This is a genomic window from Halomonas sp. SIMBA_159, assembly GCF_046536035.1.
GTDB lineage: Bacteria > Pseudomonadota > Gammaproteobacteria > Pseudomonadales > Halomonadaceae > Vreelandella > Vreelandella venusta_A.
On record NZ_JAWJBT010000820.1, the window covers coordinates 1 to 263 of the forward strand.

The 263-nt window shown below is 56.7% G+C and carries 1 protein-coding gene; it reads left to right on the top strand.

The window, feature by feature from the left end; translation table 11 throughout:
• Window positions 1-263, top strand: a 263-nt coding sequence (locus tag R0J87_RS21505) for a hypothetical protein (RefSeq protein ID WP_498888836.1), incomplete at both ends; no start/stop codon positions are given.

Below are 263 nucleotides of genomic sequence, written 5' to 3' on the forward strand. Positions count from 1 at the left end.
ATAGCGGCAGGGCAGTCGCGCAGCCTGTTACAATGGCAACAGCTGATGCTGGGTGAGAACGGTTTGCTGCTGAGCCTGTTTGATTTTAATGATGAGCAGGACCAGCTGATTTACAGCCGGTTGAGCGACGCGCTGGACCAGCTGGTTGCTGCGGCAGACAGCGGGGATTTTAGCGGTGAAATCAGCCTGCTGGTGCTGCGCGAAGCCTGGTTGGAACAAGCTGCCAGTAGTGGTTTAAGCCAGCGCTTCCTGGCTGGCAGTTT